The organism is Achromobacter sp. (assembly GCF_036567245.1).
Lineage (GTDB): Bacteria > Pseudomonadota > Gammaproteobacteria > Burkholderiales > Burkholderiaceae_B > Achromobacter.
In genome coordinates this window covers 1-4,740 of record NZ_DATCUY010000123.1, presented here as the reverse complement: position 1 = coordinate 4,740, position 4,740 = coordinate 1, and the positions used below count along the sequence as shown (strand labels likewise).

At 67.1% G+C, this 4,740-nt stretch carries 5 protein-coding genes; 2 read left to right on the top strand and 3 right to left on the bottom strand.

The genetic code is table 11. The features are described from left to right. Both VIR09_RS05605 and VIR09_RS05600 read right to left on the bottom strand, forming a co-directional pair. A partial coding sequence (locus VIR09_RS05605) for an acetate--CoA ligase family protein (RefSeq protein ID WP_332011976.1) occupies positions 1-1,405 on the bottom strand: 1,405 nt, incomplete at its 3' end. Beyond that, positions 1,402-2,205: an enoyl-CoA hydratase gene (locus VIR09_RS05600; protein ID WP_332011975.1), complete on the bottom strand. Its 804-nt coding sequence runs from the start codon at positions 2,203-2,205 to the stop codon at positions 1,402-1,404. The genes VIR09_RS05605 and VIR09_RS05600, both read right to left, overlap by 4 nt. Positions 2,206-2,317: 112 nt before the next feature. Between VIR09_RS05600 and VIR09_RS05595 the strand changes: the two genes are divergently transcribed. Next, complete coding sequence (locus tag VIR09_RS05595; protein ID WP_414639393.1) at positions 2,318-3,088, top strand: IclR family transcriptional regulator; 771 nt, start codon at positions 2,318-2,320, stop codon at positions 3,086-3,088. A gap of 53 nt (positions 3,089-3,141) precedes the next feature. Here the strand turns inward: VIR09_RS05595 and bktB are convergent, their stop codons facing one another. After that, on the bottom strand, positions 3,142-4,323 hold the full coding sequence (gene bktB / locus VIR09_RS05590; protein WP_332011973.1) for a beta-ketothiolase BktB: 1,182 nt from the start codon (positions 4,321-4,323) through the stop codon (positions 3,142-3,144). Positions 4,324-4,500: 177 nt separating this feature from the next. Between bktB and VIR09_RS05585 the strand changes: the two genes are divergently transcribed. Continuing rightward, positions 4,501-4,740: LysR family transcriptional regulator (locus VIR09_RS05585; protein ID WP_332011972.1), on the top strand; the 240-nt coding region annotated here is incomplete at its 3' end.

The following is a 4,740-nucleotide window of genomic DNA, read 5'->3' as shown; positions in this document are numbered from 1 at the left end:
CTGCCAGCCGCGGCTGCGCCGCGATGCGCTTGGCGCCGCGCGCCTCGCACCACAGCAGATAGGGCGCCAGCGCAGCAACCGCCAGGCCCAGGTCCTCGAATACGGCCACCTCGGCATCGCGCAAGGCGGCGCGGCTCTGGGCCAGGCCGGTATCGATGGCGACGAACAGCCGTCGGTGCCGGCGCGACACATCGGCCAGCGCGTCGGCCATGCGGTCCAGCATGTAGCCCGGCGCGTACACGACCACCGCATCGATCGCATCGGTCGTCGCCAACGCCTCCAGCACGGTGTGCACGAAGGCCGGATCGTTGACCACGTTGCCCGTGACGTCCACCGGATTCCCGACCATGCCGTAATCAGGAATGCCGCCGCGCAGCACCGCTTGCAGCTCAGCCGGCAAATCGGGCAGGTCCAGCCCGGCGCCGATGAACTTGTCCGCCAGGATGGCGCCCAGCGCGCCCGACATGGTCAGCACCGCGACGCGCTTGCCCGCCGTGCGGTGCCGCAACGTGGCCAAGCTGGCCAGGTGCGCCATCTGCGCGAAATCGTTGGCCTCGATCACATTCAACTGGCGGAAAGCCGCGCCGTACACGCGCCGGTCCCCGGCCAGCGCCGAGGTATGCGATTGCACCGCCTGCGCGCCCTTGTCCGTGGTGCCGGCCTTCAGCGCGATCAGCAGCTTGCCCTGGCGTTCCAGCTCGCGGCAGGCGCGTATGAAGCGCTCGCCGTCGCGCAGTTGCTCGATATAGCCCAGCACGATTTCCGTCTGCGGATCCGCCGCCAGGTATTCCAGGTACTGGGAGAAATCCAGGCAGGCTTCGTTGCCGGTATTGATGAAGTGCGAGAACGGCAGATCCAGCCGGCGCGCGATCGCGTACACCGCCGCGCAGACGTTGCCGCTCTGCGTCAGCAGGCTGACCTTGCCCGGCCCTGTCTGCGCCGGCGCCGTCTTGAAGACCGAGGCGAAGGCCGTGTAGGCCTGCGTATTCAGGTTGGCGAAGCCCATGCAGTTGGGGCCAGCCACGGCCATGCCGCTTTCGGCCACGAAGGCTTCCAACTCGTCCTGCAGGCGCGCGCCCTCGCCGCCCGCTTCGGCAAAACCCGCGGCGTAGACGATGGCGGCGCGCACACCCTTTGCGTAGCAGCGGCGCAGCATGGGCGTCACGTCCGCGGCCGCGATGGCCAGCACTGCCAGGTCCACGGGCTCGGGCACGGACTCGATATCCGGCCAGCAGCGGCGACCGAACACTTCCTGGTACTTGGGATTGACGGGATAGATGCCGCCCGCGTAGCCGAAGCGCGTCAGCAGCTCCAGCGGCATGCCGCCGATGCGCCCGGCGTTGGCGCTAGCGCCGATCATTGCGATGGAACGCGGATTGAGCAAGGGGTCCAGAGACGGGGTCATGCGGCCTCGCCCTTCTTGTTGCGCATGATGGCCTGGGCTAGTCCGCGTTCACGGACCGCTTGGAACTCTTCGCTCAGATGCGACAGCTGGTGCGTGTCGAAATGCGCCGACAAGGCCGTGCGGAAACCCTGCGCATCGGCGGTCCGGTTCAGCGAGCGCTTGATGAGACGCAGTCCGAAGGGCGGCGCCTGCGCGATGCGCTGCGCCAGCGCCAAGGTCGCGGCGTCCAGCTCGGCTTCGGGCACCACGCGGTTCACCATGCCGATGCGCAGCGCTTCCTGCGCGTCCACCTTTTCGCCGGTGTAGAGCATTTCCTTGGCCTTGCGCAGGCCCATGACCCACGGATGAATCAGCACCTCGGTAGCGGCCGCCGCCAGCGTGTGGCCCACCGGATCGGAAAAGTACGCGGTTTCCGAACACACTACCAAGTCGCACATATTGGCGATCATGAAGCCGCCCGCCACGCAGGCGCCCTGCACCTGGGCCACCGTCGGCTTGGGAAAATCCCAGATGCGCATGCAGTAGCCGTAGTAACGACGCGACTCGTACTCCCAGCGCTCTTCCACCGTGAAATCGGCGCGCTTGGCCTGGGCTTCCTTCAGGTCGTGGCCCGCGGAAAAGTGCGCGCCGCGGCCGGCCAGCACCACGACCCGCACCGAGTCGTCCTGTTCGGCTCGCGTCAGCGCGTCGTCCAGTTCATCCAGCATCTGCTGGCTTTGGGCATTGCGCGCGGATTCACGCGCCAGGCTGATGCGGCATACCGAGTCGTGCCGCTCGACGGCCAGGGTGGCGTATTCCATGATCTCCTCGTCCTTGTTCTGCCGCGCCTTGAAAGGCGGCGCGGTCGACTGGATTGAATTAACGCACCTGGAATCCTAGAATACAAAATATTCAATCAATATTTCCCACATTATGAACAACAGTGGTTCCACAGGCGGTACCCAGAGCATGCGGCGCGCCCTGGGCCTGCTGCGTGTGCTGGCGCAGCACCAGGAAGACGGCATAGACCTGCAGGGCGTCATGGCCGAGGCCGGACTGGAGCGCTCCACCGCGCACCGGTTGCTCAGTTGCCTGCTGGAAGAACAGTTCGCCGAACGCGACGCCCAGACCCGGCGTTACCGCCTGGGCGTGGATTCCATGCAATTGGGATTCGCCGCGTTGCGGCGCACGCCCTTGCTGGACGCGCTGCGCCCGTTCGCGCAGAAGCTGGCGCGCCTGTCGGGCGACACAGTGTTCCTGGTGATACGCCAGGGCGACTACGCCCTGTGCCTGCTGCGCGAGGCCGGCTCATTCCCCGTGAAGGTGTTCACCATCGACCAGGGCGAGCGGCGCCTCCTGGGCGTGGGCGCGGGCGGACTGGCGTTGATGGCCAGCCTGCCCGACGAGGAAATCGCCGCGCTGTATGCGCGGCATTCCGCTACCTACGCGCAAATCGGCGCATCCAGCGCCGCCTTGATGAAATCGGTAAGGCAGGCGCGCGCTGCGGGCCATTCGGAAATCGTGGACACCATCACGCCCGGGGTTTCGGGCGTGGGCGTGGCGTTCCGGGTGTCGGAATTGACCTGGGTGGCTTTCAGCTTCGGCGCGATCAGCAGCCGGCTGGACGCGCCCCGGCGGGCGCAGATGGGCGCGCTGCTGCGCGCCGAATGCCAGGCGTGGGCCGAGGATTACCTGGAAAAATAAAGGGCCCCACGCTGCGCGAGCATCGCTCGCGCAGCGTGGGGCCCTTTGCTGCGTCAGATCCGTTCGAAGATGGCCGCAATGCCCTGGCCGCCGCCGATGCACATGGTCACCAGCGCATAGCGTCCGCCCACGCGCTGCAGTTCGTGCAGCGCCTTGACGGTGATGATGGCGCCAGTGGCGCCGATGGGGTGGCCCAGGCCGATGCCGCTGCCGTTCGGGTTCACCTTGGCCGGATCCAGCTTCAACTCGCGCGACACCGCGCAGGCCTGCGCCGCGAACGCTTCGTTGGCTTCGATCACATCCAGCTGGTCCACCGTCAGGCCGGCGCGCTTTAGCGCGGCCTGCGTGGCCGGCACCGGACCGATGCCCATGATGTTGGGGTCCACGCCCGCGTGCGCATAGGCCACCAGGCGCGCCAGCGGCTTGATGCCGCGCTTGGCCGCAACCGAGGCGTTCATCAGCACCACGGCGCCCGCGCCGTCGTTCAGGCCCGAGGCGTTGCCCGCCGTGACCGTGCCGTTTTCCTTCTGGAACACCGGCTTGAGCGTCGACAGGTTGTCGGCCGTGACATCGCGGCGCACGTGCTCGTCGGTGTCGAACACCACTTCGCCCTTGCGCGACTTCATCACCACCGGCACGATCTGGTCGCGGAAGTAGCCCGCGTCGATGGCGGCCGCGGCGCGGCGATGCGATTCCGCGGCCACGGCGTCCTGGTCCTGGCGGCTGATGCCGAACTTGGCCGCCACGTTCTCGGCGGTCACGCCCATGTGCATGCGGCCGAACGGATCCGACAGGGCGCCAGTCATCATGTCCAGCATGACGCTGTCGCCCATGCGCGCGCCCCAGCGCTGCGCCGGCGCGATGTACGGCGCGCGGCTCATGCTTTCGGCACCCGCGCCGACCGCGATCTCAGCGTCGCCCAGCATGATGGTCTGCGCGGCCGAGATGATGGCCTGCAGGCCCGAACCGCAAAGGCGGTTGACGTTGAAGGCGGGGGTTTCCTTGGCGATGCCGGCGTTCATGGCCGCCACGCGCGACAGGTACATGTCGCGGGGTTCGGTATTGATGACGTGGCCCACGGCGACGTGGCCGACCTCGTCGCCCTTGACGGCGGCGCGTTCCAGCGCGGCCTTGATGACGGTAGCGCCCAGGTCGCAGGGCGGCACGTCTTTCAGCGCGCCCCCGAAATCGCCGATGGCGGTGCGGACGGCAGAAGCGACGATGACTTCATTCATGGTGTTTCCTCCTTGTAATGCGTTCCATCATACCGCCGCCGCCCGGGCGCCGCCTTACCTCCAAGGCTTGCGCGCGGTGCGCAAGGCGCCATTTCCTGATATCGAAGGGATAGCACCAATGCCGGAATCGATATGGAAGTCATATCATCTATGCCAACCGCCATTCGGAGCGCCCTCATGGATTTCCGTCATCTGCAGCAGTTCCTGGTCCTGGCCGAAACGCTGAACTTCCACCGCGCGGCCGAAAAGCTGCACATGTCGCAACCGCCGCTATCGGTATCGATACGCAAGCTCGAAGAAATGGTGGGCGTGCCGCTGTTCCAGCGCGGCCGCCAGGGCGTGAAGCTCACCGAAGCCGGCCTGGCGGCGCTGGACGAAGCCCGCCGCGCCCTGTTCCACGCCGAGCAGTTCCGGCAG